21 protein-coding genes are annotated in these 23,460 nt (G+C 68.2%); 8 read left to right on the top strand and 13 right to left on the bottom strand.

All coding sequences use genetic code 11. From position 1 onward, the window contains the following. Positions 1 to 25 precede the first annotated feature (25 nt). Entirely contained in the window at positions 26 to 1,558 is a 1,533-nt protein-coding gene (locus ACFWUU_RS28770) for a molybdopterin-dependent oxidoreductase (RefSeq protein WP_380179874.1), read from the top strand. On the opposite strand, the gene ACFWUU_RS28765 is transcribed toward ACFWUU_RS28770, so the two are convergent. Further along, a complete protein-coding gene (locus tag ACFWUU_RS28765; protein ID WP_380179873.1) occupies positions 1,539 to 2,150 on the bottom strand; it encodes a TetR/AcrR family transcriptional regulator in 612 nt (203 codons plus the stop codon). The two genes, ACFWUU_RS28770 and ACFWUU_RS28765, sit on opposite strands and share 20 nt — an antisense overlap. A 58-nt stretch (positions 2,151 to 2,208) precedes the next feature. On the opposite strand from ACFWUU_RS28765, the gene ACFWUU_RS28760 reads away from it, so the two are divergent. From ACFWUU_RS28760 to ACFWUU_RS28750, 3 genes are read left to right on the top strand one after another with little or no spacing between them, the layout of a single operon-like run. Further along, positions 2,209 to 2,898 (top strand): hypothetical protein, encoded by a 690-nt coding sequence (locus tag ACFWUU_RS28760; protein ID WP_380179871.1) that lies wholly within the window; start codon positions 2,209 to 2,211, stop codon positions 2,896 to 2,898. After that, entirely contained in the window at positions 2,895 to 4,958 is a 2,064-nt protein-coding gene (locus ACFWUU_RS28755; RefSeq protein ID WP_380179869.1) for a YhgE/Pip family protein, read from the top strand. Before ACFWUU_RS28760 ends, ACFWUU_RS28755 begins: the two co-directional genes overlap by 4 nt. A 9-nt stretch (positions 4,959 to 4,967) precedes the next feature. Next, complete coding sequence (locus tag ACFWUU_RS28750) at positions 4,968 to 5,294, top strand: DUF664 domain-containing protein (RefSeq protein ID WP_137255781.1); 327 nt, start codon at positions 4,968 to 4,970, stop codon at positions 5,292 to 5,294. Here ACFWUU_RS28750 and ACFWUU_RS28745 read toward each other — a convergent pair. The 3 genes from ACFWUU_RS28745 to ACFWUU_RS28735 all read right to left on the bottom strand — a co-directional run bounded on the left by ACFWUU_RS28745 (position 5,291) and on the right by ACFWUU_RS28735 (position 8,182). Continuing rightward, complete coding sequence (locus ACFWUU_RS28745) at positions 5,291 to 6,532, bottom strand: hypothetical protein (RefSeq protein WP_380179867.1); 1,242 nt, start codon at positions 6,530 to 6,532, stop codon at positions 5,291 to 5,293. The two genes, ACFWUU_RS28750 and ACFWUU_RS28745, sit on opposite strands and share 4 nt — an antisense overlap. 109 nt (positions 6,533 to 6,641) lie before the next feature. After that, entirely contained in the window at positions 6,642 to 7,304 is a 663-nt protein-coding gene (locus ACFWUU_RS28740; protein ID WP_380179865.1) for an N-acetylmannosamine-6-phosphate 2-epimerase, read from the bottom strand. Continuing rightward, the gene (locus ACFWUU_RS28735) at positions 7,301 to 8,182 is read right to left on the bottom strand and encodes an N-acetylglucosamine kinase (RefSeq protein WP_380179863.1); all 882 of its coding nucleotides are present in this window, start codon (positions 8,180 to 8,182) and stop codon (positions 7,301 to 7,303) included. Before ACFWUU_RS28735 ends, ACFWUU_RS28740 begins: the two co-directional genes overlap by 4 nt. A gap of 38 nt (positions 8,183 to 8,220) precedes the next feature. Here ACFWUU_RS28735 and ACFWUU_RS28730 point away from each other — a divergent pair, with 38 nt between their 5' ends. Beyond that, positions 8,221 to 9,306, top strand: coding sequence for a glycoside hydrolase family 172 protein (locus ACFWUU_RS28730; RefSeq protein ID WP_380179861.1), 1,086 nt, complete (start codon positions 8,221 to 8,223; stop codon positions 9,304 to 9,306). Here the strand turns inward: ACFWUU_RS28730 and ACFWUU_RS28725 are convergent. Together ACFWUU_RS28725 and ACFWUU_RS28720 are read right to left on the bottom strand one after the other, a co-directional pair. Further along, entirely contained in the window at positions 9,303 to 10,730 is a 1,428-nt protein-coding gene (locus ACFWUU_RS28725) for a gamma-aminobutyraldehyde dehydrogenase (RefSeq protein ID WP_380179859.1), read from the bottom strand. The genes ACFWUU_RS28730 and ACFWUU_RS28725 overlap by 4 nt on opposite strands. A gap of 8 nt (positions 10,731 to 10,738) precedes the next feature. Next, entirely contained in the window at positions 10,739 to 12,343 is a 1,605-nt protein-coding gene (locus tag ACFWUU_RS28720) for an amidohydrolase (protein WP_380179857.1), read from the bottom strand. Positions 12,344 to 12,494: 151 nt separating this feature from the next. Between ACFWUU_RS28720 and ACFWUU_RS28715 the strand changes: the two genes are divergently transcribed. Beyond that, entirely contained in the window at positions 12,495 to 13,871 is a 1,377-nt protein-coding gene (locus ACFWUU_RS28715; RefSeq protein WP_380179855.1) for an aspartate aminotransferase family protein, read from the top strand. 756 nt (positions 13,872 to 14,627) lie between these two features. On the opposite strand, the gene ACFWUU_RS28710 is transcribed toward ACFWUU_RS28715, so the two are convergent. The 5 genes from ACFWUU_RS28710 to ACFWUU_RS28690 are packed head-to-tail and all read right to left on the bottom strand — an operon-like array spanning position 14,628 to position 20,003. Then, positions 14,628 to 15,995 (bottom strand): NAD(P)/FAD-dependent oxidoreductase, encoded by a 1,368-nt coding sequence (locus tag ACFWUU_RS28710; protein WP_380179853.1) that lies wholly within the window; start codon positions 15,993 to 15,995, stop codon positions 14,628 to 14,630. Further along, positions 15,992 to 16,780 (bottom strand): ABC transporter permease, encoded by a 789-nt coding sequence (locus tag ACFWUU_RS28705; RefSeq protein WP_380179851.1) that lies wholly within the window; start codon positions 16,778 to 16,780, stop codon positions 15,992 to 15,994. The genes ACFWUU_RS28710 and ACFWUU_RS28705 overlap by 4 nt, the downstream gene beginning before the upstream one ends. Further along, complete coding sequence (locus tag ACFWUU_RS28700) at positions 16,777 to 17,679, bottom strand: ABC transporter permease (RefSeq protein WP_137255792.1); 903 nt, start codon at positions 17,677 to 17,679, stop codon at positions 16,777 to 16,779. Before ACFWUU_RS28700 ends, ACFWUU_RS28705 begins: the two co-directional genes overlap by 4 nt. After that, on the bottom strand, positions 17,679 to 18,809 hold the full coding sequence (locus tag ACFWUU_RS28695) for an ABC transporter ATP-binding protein (RefSeq protein WP_380179849.1): 1,131 nt from the start codon (positions 18,807 to 18,809) through the stop codon (positions 17,679 to 17,681). The genes ACFWUU_RS28700 and ACFWUU_RS28695 overlap by 1 nt, the downstream gene beginning before the upstream one ends. A 3-nt stretch (positions 18,810 to 18,812) precedes the next feature. Beyond that, positions 18,813 to 20,003: a spermidine/putrescine ABC transporter substrate-binding protein gene (locus ACFWUU_RS28690; RefSeq protein ID WP_380179847.1), complete on the bottom strand. Its 1,191-nt coding sequence runs from the start codon at positions 20,001 to 20,003 to the stop codon at positions 18,813 to 18,815. A 145-nt stretch (positions 20,004 to 20,148) separates the two neighbouring features. Here ACFWUU_RS28690 and ACFWUU_RS28685 point away from each other — a divergent pair, with 145 nt between their 5' ends. Both ACFWUU_RS28685 and ACFWUU_RS28680 read left to right on the top strand, forming a co-directional pair. Beyond that, positions 20,149 to 20,631, top strand: coding sequence for an Lrp/AsnC family transcriptional regulator (locus tag ACFWUU_RS28685; RefSeq protein WP_137255795.1), 483 nt, complete (start codon positions 20,149 to 20,151; stop codon positions 20,629 to 20,631). Next, positions 20,616 to 21,968 carry an NAD(P)/FAD-dependent oxidoreductase gene (locus tag ACFWUU_RS28680; RefSeq protein ID WP_380179845.1) on the top strand — a complete coding sequence of 451 codons (1,353 nt, stop codon included), beginning with the start codon at positions 20,616 to 20,618 and terminating at the stop codon, positions 21,966 to 21,968. The genes ACFWUU_RS28685 and ACFWUU_RS28680 overlap by 16 nt, the downstream gene beginning before the upstream one ends. Here ACFWUU_RS28680 and ACFWUU_RS28675 read toward each other — a convergent pair. Next, positions 21,954 to 22,589 (bottom strand): hypothetical protein, encoded by a 636-nt coding sequence (locus ACFWUU_RS28675; RefSeq protein ID WP_380179844.1) that lies wholly within the window; start codon positions 22,587 to 22,589, stop codon positions 21,954 to 21,956. The genes ACFWUU_RS28680 and ACFWUU_RS28675 overlap by 15 nt on opposite strands. Before the next feature lie 54 nt (positions 22,590 to 22,643). After that, the gene (locus ACFWUU_RS28670) at positions 22,644 to 23,387 is read right to left on the bottom strand and encodes a GntR family transcriptional regulator (RefSeq protein WP_380179842.1); all 744 of its coding nucleotides are present in this window, start codon (positions 23,385 to 23,387) and stop codon (positions 22,644 to 22,646) included. Positions 23,388 to 23,460 lie beyond the last annotated feature (73 nt).

Genomic DNA, 23,460 nt, shown 5'->3' with positions numbered 1-23,460 from the left:
CGCCTCGTCGCGCAATGGTTGAGAAGTGAAGCAACAAGCTGACCCGAAGGCCCCCGGCGGAACCAGGTGGCGCGGAGCCGTCGGCGGCATACTCGCGGCACTCGCAGGACTCGCGGTCGGCAGCGTGGCGGCCGGCTTCCTCGGCACCCCGCAGACGCCGGTCGTGGCGATCGGGTCGGCATTCATCGACCGCGTTCCACCGTGGCTCAAGGACCTCGCGATCTCGTGGTTCGGCACCCACGACAAGACCGCGCTCCGGGCCGGCATCCTGATCGTTGTCGTCATCCTCGCCGCGGTCGGCGGAATTCTCGCCGTACGGCGGTACTGGGCCGGCGCGCTGATCACGATCGGGCTGAGCGCGGTCGCGATCGTCGCCGCCTTCACCCGCGCGGACTCCGGGCAGACCGGCTTCCTCCCGTCAGCACTCGCCGGCGGTACGGCGCTCCTGGTCCTGCGCCTGTTCAGCCGACGGCTCGAACCGCTCATCGATCATCCCGACGACGGCGTCAGCCGCCGCGGCTTCCTGCAGCTCTCGGGCGGCGTCGCGCTCGGCTCCGCCGCATTCGCTCTGCTCGGCAAGGTCGTCGGCGGGAACCGCGCCGCGGTCGCCAGCGCGCGCAAGCAGCTCCGGCTTCCGCAGCCGCCGAGTCTCACTCCACCGGCCGGCGTTCAGGCGGACGGCGCCGTACCGTGGGTCACTCCGAACGACGACTTCTACCGCATCGACACCGCGCTCTCCGTACCGCAGATCGTGCCGGCGGACTGGAAGCTGCGCATCCACGGGATGGTCGACCGCGAGCTCACCTTGGGCTTCGACGACCTGATGAAGCGCCCGGTCGTCCACAAGTGGGTCACGCTCACCTGTGTCAGCAACGAGGTCGGCGGCGATCTGATCGGGAACGCGCTGTGGTCCGGCGTACTGCTGAAGGACCTGCTCGAAGAGGTCGGTCCGTCCAAGGACGCGGACGCGATCCAGTCGACGTCGAAGGACGGATTCACCGCTGGTACGCCGCTGCCGACGCTGCTCGACGACCGGCAGGCGATGCTCGCGTTCGCGATGAATGGGCAGCCGTTGCCGGTCGAGCACGGGTTCCCGGTGCGCATCGTCGTACCCGGGCTGTACGGCTACGTGTCGGCGACGAAGTGGCTGGTGGATATCGAGGTGACGCGGTTCGACCAGTTCGAGGGGTACTGGACGCCGCGCGGGTGGTCGGAGCTCGGACCGATCAAGCTGTCGTCGCGGATCGACGTACCCGGGGGCAAGAAGCTCGACCCGGGTCCGGTGACCGTGGCCGGGGTGGCGTGGGACCAGCATGTCGGGGTGTCGAAGGTCGAGGTCCGTGTCGATGGTGGCCCATGGCAACAAGCGACGCTGGCGACGGACGCGTCGATCGACACCTGGCGCCAGTGGCACTGGACCTGGGACGCGCCACGCGGCTCGCACGTCCTGCAGGTACGGGCGACCGACGACAAGGGCAACGCCCAGATCGAGTCCTCCGCGCCGCCGGCGCCGAACGGCTCGACCGGCCTGCACACCGTCAACGTGAAGGTCGGCTGACCGCTTCCAGGACCATCGGCAGGAAGGTGTGCTCGAGCTGGCCGGCCGGGAGTTTGCGGGGCTCGAGGAGGCTCTGGGAGCGGGCGCCTTCGTGGAGGGCGATGACGAGGCGGACGAACTGCTCCGCGGGCACGGTGAGGGTGAGCCCGCTGGTCTCGGTGATCTGCTCGACCAGCTTGGTCAGGCTTTCGCGGAACATTGCTCGCTGCTTGTTGAGCGCCCGCGCCGCCTCCGGGTCGCGGAGCGCGTGCAGCGTGAACTCGGTGGAGATCAGATGCCACTGCCGCTGATCAGGCGCGGTCTCGTCGAGCAGCCCTAGTACGGCGTCCAGCAGCGTGCCGGGCTGGTTCGCCAACTCGGGGAGCAGCGCCTCGATCTGCTCGAGCAGCCGGTCGGTCGTGGCCTGGAACAGCGCGAGGACGAGCTCGTCCTTGGACGCGAAGTTCGAGTAGAAGGCGCCGCGGGTGAAGCCGGCGCGTTCGCAGATGTCCTCGACCGAGGCGCCGTGGAAGCCGCGCTCGGCGAACACCTCCGACGCACCTTCGAGCAGGCGGGCCCGGGTGTTGGAGCGGCGGCGCTTGGGCGTTTCCATACGAGTAGGATACAGTTCTGTATTGAATACACAACCGTATTGAATCGGGAGAGGCAGGATGGAGCTCGAGGCCACCAGGATCAGCGTGCAGGGTCCGCACGCGACGATGCTGCACGCCACGTCGGTGTCGGTCGCAGATCATCAGGTGGTGTTGCTGACCGGATACCCCGGCGCTGGGCACGTTGCGGCGGCGCTGGGTCTCTCTGGGCGGCTCAAGCCGGACACCGGGACGGTGCGGCTCGACGGTCAGGCTGACCCGGCTCTGCTGCGGCGACGGGTCGCAGTGGTCGACGCACCGGGCATCACCGAGCCGGACGACGCTCTGCCGGTCCAGACGGTTGTGGGCGAGGAGCTGGCGATCGCCGGTCGCAAGGCGGGGCGGAAGTCCGTGCTGGAGTGGCTGGAGGAGCATGACGCCGCGGAGCATGCAGGCAAGCGGTTCGAGCACCTGCCAGTCGCAGTACGGACCAGACTGCTCGCGGAGCTGACTGTGGCGCGCCCCGACGTACAGGTGGTCATTCTGACCATGCCGGATCGCCATGGTGGTGATCCGCACGGCTGGTTCGCGCTCGGGCGCGATCTGGCGGCTCAGGGGTACGGCGTGATCATCACGTGCGCTGACGCCTCCGCCAGGTTGCTGGATGTGAAGGCAGCGCAGATGGGCGAGACGGATCAGCCCGACCCGGTGCAGGTCCTTCCGGTGGCTCCCGTTGCCCCGATCGAGGCAGTTGAGGAGGCGGCCGAGTGACCGCGCTGCGGATGGCTCTGAGTGAGCTACGGCGTCTGACGGCCGGGCGGTTGCCCAAACTGGCCGTCGTCGCGCTGCTGCTGGTGCCGGTCTTGTACGGCGGGCTGTACCTGTACGCGAACCACGATCCGTACGGCCGGCTCGACAAGATCCCGACCGCGGTTGTCGTCGAGGACGCCGGTACGACGCTGGCCACCGGCGAGAAGCTGAACGTCGGACCGGAGGTCGCAACGGAGCTGGTGAAGTCCAAGAGCTTCGACTGGCATCAGGTCGACCGTGCGGACGCGACGGCTGGTGTGTCGGACGGGAAGTACGAGTTCGCGCTGGTGCTGCCGAAGTCGTTCTCGTCCGATCTGGCGTCGAGTGCGGAGTTCACGCCGCGGCAGGCGCAGCTCGAGCTGCTGACCAACGATGCCAATAACTACATCGCGCACACGATCGCCAACCAGGTCGTGGCGCAGGTGACGAAGACTGTTGCATCGCAGGTGAGTGAGACAGCGGCCTCGCAGCTGCTGGCGGGGTACAACACCATTCACAAGCAGGTGGGCTCCGCGGCGGCGGGTGCTGCGAAGCTGGAGAACGGGCTGGCCTCGGCGGCGGCCGGGGTTGGGAAGCTGCAGACGGGTGCCGCTCAGCTAAACACTGCGCAGAAGCAGTTGTCTGCTGGTGCGACGCAGCTGGCGACGGGTACTGCGCAGGCGTCGCAGGGTGCGACCTCGCTGGCTTCCGGCGCGTCCAAGCTGGACGACGGTCTGGGTACGTTGAAGCGGAAGACGTCGACGTTGCCGAAGCAGACCAAGTCGTTGGCCGCCGGTGCGGATCAGGTTGCCGATGGCAACGAGAAGATCGCCGGCGCGGGCAAGCAGGTCGCCACGGCGTCCAGCACGTTGGTGAAGGACCTCTCGACGTTCGACAGCCAGCTCGCCGCACGGTTGAAGGCGCAGGGGTTCAGTCAGCACCAGATCCGCGAGGTTCTGCTGGAGACGGCGAAGCTGCGGGCTCCCGTCGTACAGGCGAACACGAAGATTCAGTCGACGTCCAAGCAGCTCAACCAGCTCGCGGTCGGGGCGCGGAAGGTGTCGAACGGCGCGGCTGCGCTGGCGGATGCGACGCCGGCGCTGACGAACGGGATCAGCTCGGCGGCCGATGGGGCGGATCAGCTCGATAGGGGTGCTGGTCAGCTGAAGACCGGGTTGGGCAGTCTGCAGACCGGTGCGCAGAAGCTCGCGGCCGGGGAGAAGCAGGCTGTTGTGGGGCAGGGGCAGTTGCTGACCGGGGTGAACAGTCTGGCCACTGGAGTTGGTCAGCTGAAGACCGGTGCGACGCAGCTCAACACCGGGTTGGCGAACGGCGTGAAGCAGATCCCCAACCCGTCCGCCGACCAGCGCAAGGCCGTCGCCGAGACGCTGGGGGCACCTGTCACGTTGCAGAACGTCTCGCAGGCGACGGCTGACAGCTATGGCGCTGGTCTGGCGCCGTTCTTCCTCAGCCTGGCGTGCTGGATCGGTGCGTACGTGTTGTTCCTGCTCGTCCGGCCGCTGTCACCGCGGGCGCTCGCTGCACTGCAGTCGCCGTTCCGCGTCGCGCTCGGCGGCTGGTTGCCTCCGGCCCTCTTCGGTGCGATCCAGGCGACGCTCGTGTTTGTTGCCGTCGTGCTCGGTCTCGGCATCCACGCTGCCCATCCCTGGCTGACGGTCGGCTTCCTGATCCTGACGTCGTTCACCTTCGTCGCGATCCTGCATGCTCTGTCGGCCTGGTTCGGTGCTGTGGGCAAGTTCCTTGGCCTGGTGCTGATGGTTGTCCAGTTGGTCAGCGCCGGCGGTACGTTCCCGTGGCAGACGATTCCGGCGCCGTTGTACTTCTTCCACCACGTACTCCCGATGAGCTACGCGATCGACGGCGTACGGCACCTGATGTACGGCGGGCCTGGGACTTCGTTGGGCCGGGACCTGCTCGTTCTGGGCGCATGGCTGGCCGTCGCGCTGGCGGCGTCGACGTTGGCCGCGCGCAAGCAGCGCGTCTGGCCGGCCAAGAAGCTCCAGCCGGAACTGGTGCTATAGCGTCCTCACGTGGAGGATTTGGTCCGTACGGCGGGAGAACGCGAAACCCTGGAAGCGTTCCTGGACTCGCACCGGCAGGTCACGGTGGACAAACTCCGTGGCCTGTCGGAAGCAGACGCCCGACGAAGGCTCGTCCCCTCGGCGACCACACCGATCGGTCTGGTCAAACACCTGACCGGCGTCGAACGCAACTGGTTCCAGCACATCCTCGCCGGCCGCCCCCGAGCCGACATCCCCGGCGAATCAGCCGGCGTCCACCTCATCCGAGAACACGCCCGCCACAACGGCCACGCCGACATCCTCCGAGAACAACTCGACGGAACCACCGGCGCCTAGCTGTTGACGAAGGTGGCGGTGGTGGTGAGGAGGGTGTTGGTGGTGGGTTGGTCGAAGAAGGTTATGAGGGCTTCGTAGGTGCCGGCTTCGGCGGCGGAGGGGTCTACTACGTAGCCGTAGTAGCCGTCGGTGTAGCCGATTACGCGGGTTATGGGGTGGGTGCTGTCGGCTTGGAGGCAGGCGCCGTGGACGGCGAAGAGTTCTACCGGGAGGTTGATCCAGCAGACGTCGCCCATGGTGATGGCGCTGACGGAGAGGTCCAGGGCCGGGGGGAGGACGGTGGCGGCCATCAGGGCCTGGCCGCGGGCTCCGTCGAGGCGGGTTTGGGAGATGCGGCCGGAGGGGTCGTCGGTGCCGGTGGCGCGGGATTCGGCGGCGGTGACGAGTCTCTCGGAGTCCTCGGCGGACGGGATGTTGCGCACCGGCAGAGTCAGCGTCGTACGGCGGATCCTGGGCGGCGACTGGGGTAGTTCCAGCCCGGGCCCGGCCAATGCCTCGCGGACGCGGCCTGCCATCAGGCTGCCCAGGCGGATGACCTCGGCGGCGCCGCGGCCCTGGCGGGTGAAGCGGGGGCTGACATCGCCAGCAGCGCCTTGGAGGAAGCCGACGACGGCCGGCGCGAGGGCCGCGCGGGTGGCGCCCGGCCAGTCGGCGGAGTACTTCATGTTCTCGGGGCCGTACGTCGTCGGGTGGCACGCGAAGTCGAACAGCACCGCCTCGAGCGAACCGGACAGCGAGTGCATCGCGAGGATGCCGGCCGTGTTGTCGTGCGGACCGTTGCGACGATGCCGGTTGGTGCCGACGCCGATCACCTCGATCGAACGCCACGACGCCGTCACCGGCTGCCGGTCGAGCCGAGCACTCCGCACGGCGCAGATCAGCGAGTCGACCAGATCCCGCTCTCGCGATGCCGGGATGATCGGGTGGATCTCGCCGGTCCACCCGGACGGCCCGGAGTGCGTGTGCGACGCGGAGACGACGACATGCGACGGCGGGATACCGGCCGCGGCGCCGGCGGCCGCGGCGAGTTCATCACAGAGCGCCGCGCCGACTGCGATCGCGTCGAGCGTGAGCCAGAGCACACCCGGGTCGTCCGCACTCGACAGCCAGATCATCGTGGCTCGCAGCGGGTCCGCAGTACCGGTTGCGACACCGGCGCGAGCGGCGTACCCGTCGAGCCGATGGCCGGGCGGCGGAGTGACGTCCAGGGACGTCGCAGCCAGGAGGAGTTCGGTCACGTGGGGGCTCCAACGGTCATACCGGCACTGATCTGACGATGAAAGCCAAGATAAACGGCCAACACCGGAATTATCGAGGTCGTCTCAGCGGCGAGCATGATGACAGTCTCTATCGGACCGCAAGGGCGCCCACGAGACGGGCAGTGATGTCCCTCGGGTTCGTGATAGCGGTGCCGACCACGACGGCGTACGCCCCGGCATCGCGGACGCTCATGACATCTTCGGCCGTCCAGATCCTGCCTTCGGCGATGATCGGGCAGTCCAGCCGCGTCGCGAGTTGCCGGACCAGTTCGATGTCAGGTCCGGTCGGCGTACGCCCGTCGGTGTATCCGGACAGCGTCGTCGCGACGAAGTCGGCGCCTGCTTCCCGGGCCGCGAGACCGGCGTCGAGGCTGTCCACGTCACCCATGACGGGTACGCCGAGTTCGTCGTGGATCCGCGTGATCTGTTCGTCCAAGCGCTCGGGCCGAGGTCGGAGGGTCGCGTCGAGCGCGACCAGGTCCGCACCTGCGGCGACTACACCGGCGGCGCACCCGTACGTCGGGGTGATGAAGACGCCGGCCGGATCACCGAGCTTGTGCAGCCCGACGATCGGCAGGTCGGTCACCGCGCGGATCGCGGCGATATCGTCCGGCCCGTTCGCCCGGATGGCGCCCGCGCCGCCGGCCTCCGCGGCCTGCGCCATCAACGCCATCGCAGCGGGTCCGTGGATGGGGTTCTCAGGGCCCGCCTGGCAGGACACGACGAGGCTGCCGCGGGCGAGAGTTCTCATCGCCGGTGCGTCACGATCAGGTCGGCGTACGTCCCGGCTGGACCGGTGGCGAGCCGTTCGGCACCGTCGAGCGAGTTGCCGGCCGCGGGCGTGAGGCGTGCGCGCGACGGAAGGGCGTCCCGGACCGGGGCCAGCAATTGTTCGCCGGCGCCTGCGAACAAACCGCCGACGCACGCGACCGGGACAGGTCCCTCGCCGGCCAGTTGAGCGACCGCGGCCCCGATCGTCTCGGCGATGTCCTCGGCCGCGCGTACGACGACCTCGTGCGCGACCGGATCGCCCTCGGCCGCACAACGCAGTACCTCGGGAGCGAACCGGGCGACGTCGTCGACCAGCGTCGAAGAACGGTAGAGCGTGACCGGATCGAGCGCGGTGTCGGCGAGCTTGGTAACCGGCCCGCGACCGTCGCGTGCACGCTGTACGGCGACCAGCCCGGCGCGCCCGATCGCGAACGCACTGCCCGCGTCCCCGAACAGGTACCCGTGCCCGTCGAGCTTGCGCCAGGTGCCGTCACGGTCGACCGCGAGACAGACCAGTCCGGTGCCAGCAGCAACCACCACGCCGTACCCATCAGGTAACGCTCCGGCGTGCGCGGTGACCATGTCCTGGGTCAGCCGGACCTCGTCGGCGTCCAGCAACTCGCCGACGTCGGCGGCGAAGGCTTCCGCGGATGCCTGCGGATATCCGGTGAGACCGAGAGCGACGAGCTCGACCGGACCGGTCACGTCTGCCGCGGTCGCGGCGGTCCGGATCGCGTCGAGCATCCGGTGCAGAGCGTCCGGTCCGTGCGTGTAACCAGGTCCCTCACCGGTCCGGCCGGACGGAAGAACGCGGAGTCGAAGGGCGGACTGACCGCCGTCGATGGCAATGCGGGTCATGATGCGTGCAGGTTACTGCGCCCATAGAGTCGTGGCCTATGGGTGACTTCAACGGGCTCGACGTTCATCTCGGTAACGTGGCGCGACTCTCGTCCGCGCGGTCCTACTCGATCAGCGCGGAGAACCCGGACGGCACGAAGGCCGGCGGCGCACGGGCGACCGAGGGGATCCTGTCCAAGCACGCGCGCGACCTCGGCCCGGGCTGGAAGATCCAGCCGTGCATCAACCTCGCTCCCGGGTCGACCACGACACTCGCGGAGATCGAGGGATCCGGCGCGATCACGCACATCTGGATCACGGTCGACTCGGAGACCTGGCGGTCGCTCGTACTGCGGGCGTATTGGGACGACGAGGAGACGCCGTCGGTCGAGGTACCGCTGGGCGACTTCTTCTGCAACGGTTGGGGCCGGCACTGCCAGGTCAGCTCGGTGCCGATCGCGGTGAACCCGAAGGGCGGGTTCAACAGCTATTGGCAGATGCCGTTCCGCGCCGGGGCCCGGATCACGATCGAGAACCTGCTCGAGACCGAGATCGAGAACTTCTTCTATCAGGTCGACTTCCTCCGCACCGACGTACCGGACGACATGGCGTACTTCCACGCGCAGTTCCGTCGCAGCAACCCGGTCCCGTACGGCGAGGTACACACGCTGCTCGACGGCGTCCGCGGCCAGGGGCAGTACGTCGGGACGTACCTCGCGTGGGGCTGCAACAACTCCGGGTGGTGGGGTGAGGGCGAGTTCAAGTTCTACCTCGACGGCGACGACGAGTACCCGACGATCTGCGGCACCGGCACCGAGGACTACTTCGGCGGCGCGTGGGCGTTCGAGCATCCGCAAGGGCAGTACGCGACGTTCACCACGCCGTACCTCGGGATGCCGCAGGTCATCGAGCCGAGCGGGTTCTCCGACAACCAGCAGCGCTTCGGGCTCTACCGCTGGCACATCCAGGACACGATCCGGTTCACCGAGGACCTGCGGGTCACCGTCCAGGCGCTCGGCTGGCGGCGCGACGGCCGGTTCCTCCAGCTCCAGGACGACCTGGCGTCGACGTCGTACTGGTACCAGACCGAGCCGCACGCGCCGTTCCCGCAGCTACCCGGGAAGGACTACCTCGAGGTGATCTAGTCCTCGATGTTCGACATCACGTGCTTGATGCGGGTGTAGTCCTCGAGGCCGTACATGGACAGGTCCTTGCCGTAGCCGGAGTGTTTGAAGCCGCCGTGCGGCATCTCGGCGACGATCGGGATGTGCGTGTTGATCCACACGCAGCCGAAGTCGAGGCGGCGGCTCATCCGCATCGCGCGCGCATGGTCGCGGGTGAACACGGACGACGCCAGGCCGTACTCGACGCCGTTCGCCCATCGCAGCGCTTCGTCCTCGTCGGTGAAGCGCTGGACGGTGATGACCGGACCGAAGATCTCCTGCTGGATCGCGTCGTCGTTCTGCTGCAGGCCCGAAACGACGGTCGGCGCGTAGAAGTAGCCGCGCTCGCCGACGATGGCGCCACCGGTGCGGACGCTGGCGTGGTCGGGCAGATTGCGGACGAATCCGTCCACCCGGTGCAGCTGCGCCTCGCTGTTCAGCGCGCCGTACGTCGCCTGCTCGTCGTCCGGCGCACCGGTGCGGGTCTGGTTGGCCTGCTCGGTCAGCGCGTCGACGAAGTCGTCATGGATCCGCGGACCGGCCAGCACGCGGGTCGCCGCCGTACAGTCCTGGCCGGCGTTGAAGTACCCGGCGATCGCGATCGCCTCCGCCGCCTTGTCCAGGTCGGCGTCGTCGAAGACCACGACCGGCGCCTTGCCGCCGAGCTCGAGATGGGTCCGCTTCAGCTTCCGCGCCGCCGACGACGCGACCTCCATCCCGGCCCGTACCGACCCGGTGATCGCGACCAGCTGCGGTATGTCGTGATCCACCAGCGCCCGGCCGGTGCTGCGATCGCCGCAGACGACGTTCAGCACGCCCGGCGGCAGGAACTCCTGCGCCACCTCGGCCAGCAGTACGGTCGACATCGGCGTCGTGTCGCTCGGTTTGAGTACGACGGTGTTCCCGGCCGCCAGCGCCGGCGCGATCTTCCAGACCGCCATCATCAACGGGTAGTTCCAGGGCGTGACCTGACCCACGACGCCGATCGGCTCCCGCCGTACCCACGACGTGTGCCCGGCCAGGTACTCACCCGCCGACCGCCCCTCGAGCAACCGCGCAGCGCCCGCGAAGAACCGCAGCTGGTCGACGCACGGCGGGATCTCGTCGGTCACCGTGACGGCCAGCGGCTTGCCCGTGTTCCGGCTCTCGACCGCGACGAACTCGTCCGCCCGCCGCTCCATCGCGTCCGCGATCCGCAGCAACGCCAGCTGCCGCTCGGCCGGCGTCGTGTCCCGCCAGCTCTCGAACGCCCGCGCCGCCGCGGTCATCGCCTGGTCGACGTCCTCCGGGCCCGACAACGGCGCCCGCGCGTACGCCGTACCGATGGCCGGCGCGATCACGTCGTACGTCGCGCCGCTCAGCGCACTCGACGGCTTGCCGTCCACGATGTTGCTGATGGTGTCCATGACGGTTCCTATCTGGTCGATGCGTAGACACGCTCTCCTTGCACGTACGTCTCCCGAACCCGTGCCGCTGCGATCTCGTCGGGCGGTGCTCTGAACGGATCGCGGTCCAGCACCACCAGATCCGCGAGCGCACCCGTCTCGATCCGGCCGGTGTCGTCCGCGTGGTTCACCCACGCGCTCCCACTCGTGTACGCCGTGAGCGCGGTCGCGAGGTCGAGCGCCTGCTCGGGGAAGAACGGCTCGGCCGTGGACTCGTCGCGCCGGTTGACCGCGACGTGGATCGCCGCGAGCGGATCCGGGCTCGAGACCGGCCAGTCCGACCCGGCTGCGAGTCGCGCGCCTGATCCGGCCAGCGCGCCGAACGGGTACTGCGTCCTGGCGCGCTCGGGGCCGAGGTACGGGAGGGTGAGGTCGACCATCTGCTGGTCGTACATCGCCCACAGCGCCTGGATGTTCGCGGTCACGTTCAGCTGGGCGAAGCGGGCGATGTCGTCGGGGTGGACTACCTGCAGGTGCGCGAGGTGGTGGCGGCGGTCCGTGTCGCCGTTCTGCTGTCGGGCGTGTTCGAACGCGTCGAGGGCCTCGCGGACCGCGCGGTCGCCGATCGCGTGGACGTGGACCTGGAACCCGGCCGCGTCGAGCCGGGTGATGTTCTCGCGCAGCTCGATCGGGTCGACGAACGACAGGCCGGCGTTCGTGGTGCGGCAGCCGCAGCCGTCGAAGTACGGCTCGAGCATCCCGGCGGTGAAGTTCTCCGCGACGCCGTCCTGCATGATCTTCACCGTGCCGGCGCGGAACCGCCCGTGGTCGGCGGCTTTCCGCCGTACGACGAGGTCCGGGATCTGCTCGGCGCCGCGATCGCGTTGCCACCACAGCGCACCGTTGACGCGGGCGGTGAGACGGCCGGCCCGAGCGACTTCGAGGTACGCGTCCGTTGCGTCGGGCATGTTGGCGTAGTCGCCGAGGATCGCGTCCTGCCAGCCGGTGATGCCGAGCGAGTGCAGGTACGACTGGGCGTCTTCGAGGGCCGCGACGAGCTCTTCGTGGGTGGTCGGCGGGACGTGTCGGCTGACGAGATCCATCGCGCCTTCGTGCAGGGTGCCGGTCGGTGCGCCGTCGGGGTCGCGTTCGATCCGGCCGTCGGGCGGGTCCGGCGTACTCCTGTCGATGCCGGCCAGGGCCAGCGCTTTCGAGTTGACCCAGGCGCCGTGGTGGTCGGCGTTCACCAGGAACGCGGGGCGGTCGCCGGTGACCGCGTCGAGATCGGCCGCCCGCGGCGCACCGCCGGGGAAGTCTGGCTGGTGCCAGCCGCCGCCGAGGATCCACGGGACGTCCGGGTGCTGGTCGACGTACCGCTGGATGACCTCCCGGTACGCCGGAAGGCCGTGCGCCGGCGCGAGATCGCACCGACCGCGCTCGAGGCCGCCCTGCACCGGATGCACATGCGCGTCGACGAACCCGGGCAGCACCAGACCGCCGTCGAGATCGACGACCTCGGTCGTGCTCGCGCGGTCCCCGGCCGCGACGATCCGGCCGTCCCGGACCCCGACGTCCGTCCCCGGGCGGTACGACGTCCCGTCGAAGACCGCGCCGTTCACGAACAGGAGGTCCACGCAGCTCCCCTACGGATTCCGCAACGGATATGGGCATGCAGTGCTGACATCGACAGACTACCGGCTCTCCTGGCACGAAATCACTTGCTTGGATGCGATTTTCCGGGCACGATGTCGGCTACTGGCCAGCCTGGAGAAGAGGGGAAGCCCTATGCCGTCCGAAACCGACTTCGCCCACCTGCAGCAGTCGGCGCGCGACCACCTGTGGATGCACTTCACCCGGTTGTCGAGCTATCAGACCGGCGAAGTCCCGGTGATCGTGCGCGGCGACGGCGTCTACATCTACGACGCCCGTGGCAAGCGGTACCTGGACGGTCTCGCGGGTCTGTTCGTCAACCAGCTCGGCCACGGGCGGACGGAACTCGCCGAGGCGGCGGCCAAGCAGGCGTCGGAGCTGGCGTTCTTCCCGCTCTGGTCGTACGCACATCCCAAGTCGATCGAGCTGGCCGAGCGGGTCGCGGCGTACGCACCCGGCGATCTGAACCGGGTGTTCTTCACCAGCGGCGGCGGCGAAGCGGTCGAGTCGGCGTGGAAGCTGGCCAAGCAGTACTTCAAGCTCACCGGCAAACCGGGCAAGCACAAGGTGATCAGCCGCGCGATCGCGTACCACGGTACGACGCAGGGGGCGCTGTCGATCACCGGACTGCCGGAGCTCAAGGAGCCGTTCGAGCCTCTCGTGCCGAGCACCTTCCGGGTGCCGAACACGAACATCTACCGCGCCCCGATCCACGGAGACGACCCGGCCGCGTTCGGCCGCTGGGCCGCCGACCAGATCGCGATCGCGATCGAGAACGAAGGCGCGTCGACAGTCGCCGCCGTCTTCCTGGAACCGGTGCAGAACGCCGGTGGTTGCTTCCCGCCACCACCGGGGTACTTCGAACGCGTCCGCGAGATCTGCGACGAGTACGACGTACTGCTCGTCAGCGACGAGGTGATCTGCGCCTTCGGCCGGCTGGGCCACATGTTCGGAGCCGAGCGGTTCGGATACCAGCCGGACATCATCACCTGTGCGAAGGGCATCACGTCGGGCTACTCGCCGCTCGGCGCGATGATCACGACGGACCGGCTGATCGAGCCGTTCCTGCACGGAGACACCATGTTCGCCCATGGCTACACCTTCGGTGGCCATCCCGTTTCAGCCGCGGTCGCCGTCGCCAACCTGGACATCTTCGAGCGCGAAGGCATCAACGAGCACGTCCGGAGCCGGGAGGGGGATTTCCGGGCGACACTCGAGAAGCTGCTCGACCTGCCCATGGTCGGCGACGTCCGCGGCGCGGGCTACTTCTACGGAATCGAACTCGTCAAGGACAAGACCACCAAGGAAACCTTCAACGACGAGGAGTCCGAACGCCTCCTCCGAGGCTTCCTCTCCAAAGCCCTCTTCGACGCCGGCCTCTACTGCCGAGCCGACGACCGCGGCGACCCCGTCATCCAACTCTCCCCACCCCTGATCTGCGACCAACCCCACTTCGACGAAATAGAATCCATCCTCAGATCCGTCCTCAAGCAAGCCGAATCCCAGCTGTAGGTCGAGCCCGCGAGGAAGGTGAGTCCAGCCCGCGCGTGCTACGCGGCGCTTCCTTCGTCGCTCCGCTCCTCAGCGCACCGCTCCACACACTCCCACCCACCCCCGGCTCATCGCCGTGCATCCTTTCCGGCTATCGCCGGACCGTGCGCGCTGCCGCGCGGCGAGTACTAGGCCGGCGCGCTCATCTGAACAACCGGTGCTGGGACCGCCCGGACCGGCTCCCGCCTGTTTGCTCAGCATCCCGCCGCACGGCCCGACGGGTGTCCACCGCCCAGGTTCGCTCGCGAGTTGGCACCCGCGCCTTGGACACCGGCAGGCCGACGGCGCGCCCCACGCATTCGCCGGAGGCGAGCCGGCCCGACGGAGCCGGCAGCCACGGATGCCCGTGCGCAGGAGAGCCGGCGTCCTGCCCGGGGCGGATGCCAGGCTGGGCGACACGAGTCCCGGTGCGGGCGGTCGGCTGTCAGGAGCGGCTGGGCCGGGTAGTCGAGGCGCGATAAGCGCGCACCGCGGGCGGCAGCCCGCTGACGGCGGCGGCAGCCGCCAAGTCCGGCGATAGCCGGAAGGTCCCGGCGGCAGCCGGAAAGTCCCGGCGATAGCCGGAAGGGATGCACCGCGATGAGCGGGGGGTGGGTGGGTGCGCGCGGAGCAGGTGCGCTGAGGAGCGGAGCGACGAAGAAAGCGCCTGCGTAGCGCGCGGGGGCCTTTCCCTTCCCAACCTGCATACCGTGCGCGGGGGCTCTTCCCCCGGAGTACCTAGAAGTCGAAGCCCAGGCCCATCGCGTCCAGTGTGCGGAGCCAGAGGTTTCGGTGGCCGGCGTGTTTGTCGGCTTGGTGCATGGACCAGCGGGTGAGGCGGATGCCGGCGGTGCGGAGGGGTTCGGGTGGGAAGGGGAGGGGGCGGTCGCGGACCATTTGCAGGTGGGTTCGGTCGGTTGATTCGGCGTACAGGAGGTCGAGGATGACGTCGGCGCCGAAGCGGGTGGCGGCTACGCCGAGGCCCGTGTAGCCGAGGGCGTAGGCCGTGTGGCCGGCGTGGGCGGTGCCGTAGAAAGCGCAGAAGCGAGTGCTGGTGTCGATCACGCCGCCCCAGCGATGGGTGAAATGGAGGCCTTCCAGTTGGGGGAAGGTCTGGAAGAAGTGGCGGGCCAGCATCGTGTGGATGGAGTTTCGTTGCTCCAGGGCCGGGTCGATGCGGCTCCCGAAGTAGTACAGCGGCAGGTAGCCGCCCCACAGGATGCGGTTGTCCCGAGTGAGGCGGTAGTAGTGGAAGAGGTTGGACGCGTCGCCGACCCCCTGCCGACCACGCCAGCCGACGGATGCCAGTTGGGCGTGGGACAACGGCTCGGTGACCAGCACCAGGTCGTAGACGGGGACCGTGTAGAGGCGCAATCGACGCAGCAGCGAGGGAAAGGCGTTCGTCGCCAGCGCAATCCGGTCGGCACGGACCGCTCCCGTTGCCGTGTGCAACGAGCGCGAGTGCAAGCGGGTGACGGCGCTGTGTTCGTGGATGCGTACGCCGTGGTCGAGGCAGGCCTGCCGCAATCCCCAGGCCAGCCGGGCGGGCTCGACCAGAGAGGTGCGGAACGGGTCGAACAAGGCGCCCAGGTAGGTGGGGGAATGGATCTCCGCCCGCGCCGCGTCCTGGTCGAGCAGCCGTGCGTCGGGACGATCGGCGGCCTCGGCCGCGAGTTCCTCGAGATGGTGAGGTTCGGTGGCAACCGTGAGTTCGCCGGTGAGTTGCCAATCGCAGTCGATCCGGTACCGCCTGATGGTCTCACCGAGGGCACGATGGTTCTCGAGCCCGAGACGTTCGAGTTCCTCGATCTCGGACGGCCACCGAGCCACCCCGTTCGCGTACCCGTGCGTCAGGCTCGCGTCGCAGAAACCACCGTTCCGCCCGCTGGCGGCCGAGCCGCAGACATCGCCTTCCAGCAGTACGACGTCCAGCGACGGATACCGCTCCTTCGCGCGCAACGCCGTCCACAGGCCGGTGTAACCGCCGCCGACCACGGCCAGGTCGGCCGTGGTCGGACCGAGCAGTGCGGGCAGCGGCTCCGGGGCCGACTTGTCCTCGAGCCAGAAGACTCGCGGTTCGGCCTCGGCAAGCGCTGCCAGTTTCATCGGGTACGCCGGCGTCGCGCCAGCTCACCTCCCAGGACGAGGACGAGCGCCAGCAGGAACATCGCCGTACCGACGACGTTGATCTGCGGCGGGATGTCGCGCTGCGCCGATCCCCAGACGAACATCGGGAACGTCACCGTCGTACCCGCGTTCAGGTTCGTGATGATGAAGTCGTCGAACGACAACGAGAAGCTCAGCAGCGCCGCGGCCAGGATGCCCGGGAACACCAGCGGGAACGTGACCCGCCAGAACGTCTGCCACTCGTTGGCATACAGGTCCATCGCCGCCTGTTCCAGCCGTGAATCCATGCCGGTCAACCGCGCCTTCACGGTCACGACCACGAACGACAGGCAGAACATCACGTGCGCGATCAGCACCGTCCAGAAGCCGAGCCGGCCGCCGAACCCGCTCGACACGAACAGGGCGAGCAGCGACGAGCCGAGCACGATCTCCGGCGAGGCCATCGGCAGGAAGATGAACAGGTTCGCGCCGGCGCGGCCGCGGAAGCGGTGCCGCACCATCGCGAACGCCATCAACGTTCCCAGCGCCGTCGCGATCACCGTCGCCAGCAACCCGATCCGCAGCGAGGTCGACACCGCGTCGCACAACCCGTACGGACGGCACGGGTGCTGCCAGTTCTGCCAGGTGAACCCGTCGAACGTGTACGACAGCTTGCTCTTCGGCGCGTTGAACGACATCAGCATCACGACGACGATCGGCGCGAACAGATAGAGCAGAACGAGCAACGCGACGAAGACGACCAATCGCTGCCTGATCCACCTCATACCAGGTCCTCCGTCCCCGCCCGCCAGACGTACAGGAGGACCAGCACCACGATCGCCGCCATCAACGTCACCGACAACGCGGCCGCGGTCGGATACGCGCCGGCGGAGAAGAGCCGTTGGATGTCGTTGCCGATCATCCGCTGCTTCGGCGTACCCAGGAGCTGCGCATTGATGTAGTCGCCCGCCGCCGGGATGAAGGTCAGCAGCGTCCCCGCCACCACCCCCGGCATCGACAGCGGCAAGGTCACCGTCCGGAACGTCGTGAACGGATTGGCGAACAGGTCACCGCCCGCCTCGATCAGCCGTGGATCGATGCGCTCGAGCGAGGCGTACAGCGGTAGCACCATGAACGGCAGGAAGTTGTACGTCAGCCCGGTCACCACCGCGGTCGTTGTCGCCAGCAACCGTCCGTCCGGGCCGAGGATGTGCAGCCACTTCAACGCGTCGACGACGAACCCGTTGTCCGACAGCAGCAGCTTCCACGACAGCGTACGGATCAGGAAGCTGGTGAAGAACGGCGCGATCACCAGCGCGAGCATCAGGTTCTTCCACCGGCCGGCCTTCATCGCGATCGCGTAAGCCAGCGGATATCCGAGCAGCAGGCAGAACACCGTCGTCAGCAGCGAGTACCACAACGACCGTCCGAACGGCCGCGCGTAGTCGGCCATCGTGTCGACGAAGTTCTGGAAGTGCCAGGTCATCTTGAACCCGGACTCGATCGACCCGTTCGGGTCGTACAAACTTGCCGCTAGCAACGAGACCAGCGGTACGACGAAGAACAGCAGCAACCACAACCCGCCCGGCAACAGCAGCAAGTACCCCGTGAACCGCCGGCCGGACCGCTCCACCTTCGCCGGCGGAGCCGCCGCGGCCGCCCCGAGCTGGCCGACCGCGCTCATCAGGCGCCATCCGGATCATCGATGTCGCCGACCCCGGCCCGGGCATCCTGTTCCGCATCCAGCACGAACGTGTGCATCGGCAACCAATGCAGATCAACGGTCTCACCGACCCCGAACGTCCCCCGCGCACCGGTGTTCTGCTCGAAGATCGTCAGCTCCTGGTCCCACGGCAGCTTCACCAGGTACTGCGTACTCACGCCGACGTAACTCACATCCGTCACGACCGCGCCGCGCAACTGGTTCGACCCGTTGCTCTGCTCGGTCCCGGCCGCGGCGATGAACACCTTCTCCGGACGGATCCCCATCCAGACATCGCCCTCGGTGACCCGGCACCGCGGCAGCGGCACGGTCACCTTGCGGCCGTGCACGTCGACGGTCAGGTCGTCGTCGGACTGTCCGATGATCGAGGCCCGGATCAGGTTCGACTGGCCGAGGAAGTTCGCCACGAACGTCGTCGCGGGCAGGTCGTACAGCTCGGCCGGGGAACCCATCTGCTCGATCACGCCGCCGTTCATCACCGCGATGGTGTCGGCCATCGTCATGGCCTCTTCCTGGTCGTGGGTGACGTGGACGAACGTGATGCCGACCTCGGTCTGGATCCGTTTCAGCTCCAGCTGCATCTGCCGCCGCAGCTTCAGGTCGAGCGCGCCGAGCGGCTCGTCCAGCAACAGCACCTGCGGCCGGTTGATCAGCGCGCGGGCCAGCGCGACCCGCTGCTGCTGCCCGCCGGACAGCTGCGACGGCCGCCGCTTGCCGTACGTCGAGAGCTCGACCAGGCTGAGCATCTCCTCGACCTTCGGCTTGAAGTCCTTGACCCCGCGCCGCTTCAGCCCGAACGCGACGTTCTCGAAGATGTCGAGGTGCGGGAACAACGCGTAGTTCTGGAAGACCGTGTTGACCGGGCGCTTGTACGGGCGCAGGCCGGTGATCTCCTGCTCGCCGAGGCGGATGCTGCCGGCGGTCGGCTCCTCCAGACCGGCGATCATCCGCAGCGTCGTCGTCTTGCCGCACCCGGACGGGCCGAGCAGCGCGAAGAACGAGCCGGACGGGACCGTCAGGTCGAGGTTGTCGACCGCTCGGTGTCCACTGAACTGCTTACTGATTCCGTGGAGAACTAGGTCACTGGTCATCTATCAGCCCCCGATCGCGAGGTTGAAGTCGGTTTCGTAGAGGGCTGCCTTGGCAGTGTCGAGCGGCATGAACGACGCCGTCTTCGCCAGGGTGGCCTGGTCGGGGAAGATCAGCGGGTCGTCGACCACATCGGGATCGACGGTCTCCATCGCCTTCTTCGCACCCGTCACGGGGCAGATGTAGTTGACCCAGTCGGCCAGCGTGGCGGCGACCTCGGGTTCGTAGTAGTAGTTCATCAACGCCTCGGCGTTGGTCTTGTGGGTCGCCTTGTTCGGAATCAGCATGTTGTCCGACCACAGCATCAGGCCCTCTTCCGGCACCACGAACTTGATGTCGGGGTTGTCGGCCTGCATCGCGATCACGTCACCGGACCAGGCCTCGCAGGCGGCGATGTTGCCGGCGTTCAGGTCCTGGACGTAGTCGTTGCCGGTGAACCGGCGGACCTGCCCGGAGCCGACGTACTCCTGCAGTTTGTCCAGCGCCTTGCTCCACTCGGCGTCGTTGAACTTGCCCGGGTCGGCGCCGACCAGCTTGAGCATGAACGACATCGTGTCCGGCATCTCCGAGAGCAGGGTGACCCGGCCCTTCAGATCGCCGCGGGTGAGCAGGTCGGTGAAGCTGCCGACCTCCTTGGTGACCTTCGCGTTGTACGCGATCCCGGTCAGTCCGCTCTGCCACGGCACGCTGTAGTCGCGGTTCGGGTCCCAGGCCGGTGCCTTGAGCTGTTTGAGCAACTGCTTGTCGACGTTCGGGATCTTGCTGTGGTCGAGCTTCTGGATCCAGCCCAGCCCGACCATCCGGGCCGCCATCCAGTCGGTCAGTACGAAGATGTCCCGGCCACAGGACTGGCAGCTGCCGAGCTGGTCGCGGACCTTGGCGTAGAACTCGGCGTTGTCGTTGACGTCGGCGGTGTAGGTGACCGTGATCCCGGACTGCTTCTGGAAGTCCTCCAGCGTCGGCAGGACGGTCTTGCCGTTCACCTTCTCGTCGGACTCGTCCATGTAGCTCGGCCAGTTGGAGAAGTTCAGCGTCTTCTGCGACGACGAAAGGTCTGTGCTGACGCAACTGCCCGCGCTCTGCCGAGCCGGCGGGATCCCGCAGCCCGCCAGCACCCCTCCGACCCCGAGCGCGGACAGCGACATCCCCTTCAGGACCGCGCGACGCCCCACGACGCGCTGTTGCCGAGGACTCATGGAACCCCCTAGGAACCGTCTGTCGCGGGCGATACTGTCAAACCTTGGCGATCTGAACAAGGGATTCCGAAGCTAAACGGTCATCTCGCAACGAATTCCGCTTCCGCAGCTTGCTGACGCCCCGGCCGGGTGAAAAGATCCTGAGGTGGCAGTGCGAACGGGAAACCCCGACAAGAACCAGACCCTGCTGGACGACACCGCGAAGGCGATCATCGAGCAGTTGCAGCTCGACGGACGGCGTTCGTACGCCGCGATCGGCAAGGCTGTCGGCCTGTCCGAGGCCGCGGTCCGGCAGCGGGTGCAACGGCTGACCGAGGCCGGGGTGATGCAGGTTGTCGCGGTCACCGATCCGCTCGAGCTCGGGTTCGACCGGCAGGCGATGATCGGGATCAAGGCCGAGGGCGCGCTCGAGCCGATCGCCGACGAGCTGGCCAAGATGGACGAGGTCGAGTACGTCGTGGTGACGGCCGGCTCGTTCGACATCCTGGCCGAGGTGCTGTGCGAGAGCGACGAACACCTGCTGCAGGTGCTGTCCGAGCGGGTCCGGGCCATCGAGGGCGTGAAGGCGACCGAGACGTTCGTCTACCTGAAGCTGGTGAAACAGACCTATTCGTGGGGTGTCCGCTGAACCTCTGGTCGGCTCCCGATCCGCTCCCGGAGCGTCCTGGGCTCGCGGGCGACCGGCAGGCCGACGTGGTGATCGTCGGCGCCGGGTACACCGGGCTGTGGACGGCCTATTACCTGGCGAAAGCGGATCCGTCGCTGCGCATCTTCGTACTCGAGGCACAGACCGCCGGATTCGGGGCATCCGGGCGTAACGGCGGGTGGTGCTCGGCGCTGTTCCCGGTCTCGTCGAAGCGGTTGGCTGCGTTGCCGGGGTCGAGCCGGGAGGCGGCGATCGAGTTGCATCGGGCGATGCAGGCGAGCGTGAACGAGGTCGGCCTGGTGAGCGCGGCCGAGGGGATCGATTGCGACTACCACAAGGGCGGGACCGTCGTACTGGCGCGGACCCGGGTGCAGCTCGCGCGAGCCCGGGCCGAGGTGGACGCAGCGGCCGAGTGGGGACCGGGAGACCTGCAGTTCCTGACACCGGACGAGGTCGCGGCCAAGGTCCGGGCGACAAAGGTGCTGGGCGCAACGTTCACGCCGCACTGCGCCGCGATCCATCCGGGGAAGCTGGTGCGCGGGCTGGCCGCGGCGGTCGAGCGGCTCGGGGTCACGATCCACGAGCAGACGCCGGTGACCCGGATCCTGCCCGGGCGAGCGGTGACGCCGTACGGCGTGGTGCGCGCGGAGGTCGTCGTACGGGCGACCGAGGGGTTCACGCCCGGACTGGCCGGGCAGGAACGGGCCGTCGCGCCGGTGTACTCGTTGATGGTGGCAACGGAGCCGTTGAGTGCCGAGGTGTGGGACCGGATCGGGCTGGCGGACCGGCCGACGTTCAGTGACCAGCGGCATCTGATCATCTACGGACAGCGGACCGCTGACGGGCGGCTGGCGTTCGGCGGGCGCGGGGCGCCGTACCACTTCCGGTCGCGGATCGAACCCGGGTTCGACGACGTACCGCGGGTGTTCAAGGGGTTGCAGAAGACGCTGCGGGACCTGTTCGACATCTCGCCGGAGTTCACGCATGCGTGGGGCGGGCCGTTGGGTGTGCCGCGGGACTGGTGCGCGTCGGTCGGCCTGGAGCGCGGCGTCGCCTGGGCGGGTGGTTACGTCGGGGACGGCGTGAGTACGACGAACCTCGCCGGGCGCACGTTGCGCGACCTGATCCTCGAGCGCGACACCGCGTTGACGCGCCTGCCGTGGGTCGGGCACCGGTCGCGGGCGTGGGAGCCGGAGCCGTTGCGCTGGCTGGGGATCAACGCGGGATTGCGGGCGATGACGCTCGCGGACGTCGAGGAGCGGGTGACTCGACGGGAGAGCGTGATCGCGCGGCTGATGGCTCCGCTACTTGGCGGCTGAGACCGGCAGGCGGCCGGCCTCCATCAGCGGTACGCCGGTGAGCTGGATGCTGGGCTGGACCCAGTCGTTGAGGATCGGGTCCTCGGTGGCGAGGTGGCCGGAGAGTTCGGTCTGGCTCAGTTCGAAGACGTGCGCGGGGTTGCCGGTGAGGTCGACGACGGTCTGCATCAGCCGGCCGACCTGCTCCTCCCAGAGCACGTCGACGAACTCGTGCCGGTCCGGGCGGATCAGCAGCAGGTCGACGTCGCTGTCCAGATCACCGTCGCCACGCGCGATCGCGCCGTACACGCTCGTGTGGACCGGCGGGATCCGCCAGCCGTTGATCTCGTCGGCCAGCCGGCTGACCAACGTACTGCGGAGGTCCGCGAGCTGCTCGACGATCGCCGCGACGAGGTGCTTGCGGTTGAGGCGATAGAGCAACGAATTGCCGAGATCGTCGACGTGTACGAGCCCGGTCGCGGCCAACCGTTGCAGCACGAGCCGCACGCCCGCGACGCTTCCGGACTCGGCCAGCTTGTGGATCTGGCGCCCGGACAGGCCTTCCTCGGCCCGCGCCAGGACCAGCAGCACCGGGCCGTCGAGGGACGGCACCACTGTGCTGATCGGGCTCTTCAGATCCATAACCCGTCTCACCCTAGTGATCACCCCGACAGGTCAAGTAATCACCGTGACGCGTCAGAGACCCTTGGCGTTGGCGCGAGGGCTCGGGGTGGCGGTGCGGAGCTCGGTGGTGAAGGCGTAGCGATCGCCGCGGTAGACGGCCGAGGTGTACTCGAAGACGCGGTCGCGGCCGTCGAAGCTGATGCCGTGCAGGGCGAGGCACGGCTGGGTGATCGGGATGTCGAGCCAGCCGGCCGTCTTCGCGTCGGGCATGACCGGCTCGAGTCGCGACGTACCGCTGGCGACGTCGATGCCGTAGCGGCTGGTGAGCAGGTCGTAGAGGGAGCCGCTGAGGTCGTCGGCCCGCAGACCGGGTACGTACGCCGCGGGCAGCGTGGTGCGCTCGACCACCATCGGGTGATCGTCGGCGAGCCGCAGCCGGGTGAACGCGATGATCGGATCACCCACCGGGATCCGCAGGCGCCGGGCCGCGGCCCGCTCGGCCCGCTGATGGCGGAACTCGAGCATCGTGCTGCCCGGCCGCATTCCGCGCCGGCGGATGTCCTCGGAGAACCCGATCATCCCGAGCCATCGCGCCACCTTCGGCCGGGACGTATACGTGCCACTCCCGTGCCGCCGTACCAGCAACTCCTCGATCACCAACTCGTCCACGGCTCGTCGCAGAGTCATCCGCGCGACGTTCCACCGCACCGCCAACTCCCGCTCAGGCGGCAGCGCGGCCCCCTCCGGCAACGTGTCGATCAGGCTCAGCAACAACGCCCGGATCTCAGCTGCCTTCCCCGGCAACGAACCATGCATGGGTCCTGGGTAACACCTGACTAGACCTCTTCGACACCCTTTCGATCACCACCGAAGCAAAAACAAGCACGCT

Source organism: Kribbella sp. NPDC058693, from assembly GCF_042715335.1.
Lineage (GTDB): Bacteria > Actinomycetota > Actinomycetes > Propionibacteriales > Kribbellaceae > Kribbella > Kribbella jiaozuonensis.
Note: the sequence above shows the minus strand (reverse complement) of the source record. Positions and strands in the feature narration are given on the sequence as shown.